The sequence below is a fragment of the Mesorhizobium sp. M00.F.Ca.ET.216.01.1.1 genome (assembly GCF_004010325.2).
GTDB lineage: Bacteria > Pseudomonadota > Alphaproteobacteria > Rhizobiales > Rhizobiaceae > Mesorhizobium.
This window is the reverse complement of the sequence record NZ_SADR02000543.1, coordinates 1-287: the sequence shown is the minus strand read 5'-3', so window position 1 is coordinate 287 and position 287 is coordinate 1. Positions and strand designations below refer to the sequence as shown.

Here is a 287-nt window from a genome sequence, read left to right as displayed (position 1 = left end):
GGCAGGTCGTAGAAGGGAATCGTTTCCGGGCGCGCCAGCCGTTCCTGCACGAATTCCGGCTTCAGGTTGGTCGCCACGCGGTCGGTGGGCAAGGAACGGATGTTGCCGTCCTTGAACACCTTCACGTCCTGCAACTCCCAGTAGCCATCGCGCAGATAGGCCCGCGCCGCATCCTTGCGCTCGACGATATTGCCTTGCTGGTCGAGGATGAAAAAGACCGCGTCGGCCATCTCCAGACCCTGGTCGAGGATGGCCCGCGCGCCGATGATAGTATCGCCGGAACTGGT

Annotated in this window: 1 pseudogene; it reads right to left on the bottom strand. The window is 62.4% G+C overall.

Annotated features, from left to right (window positions below):
* Positions 1–287 (bottom strand): annotated as a pseudogene (locus tag EN859_RS37375) (LPS export ABC transporter permease LptG); the annotation flags it as partial.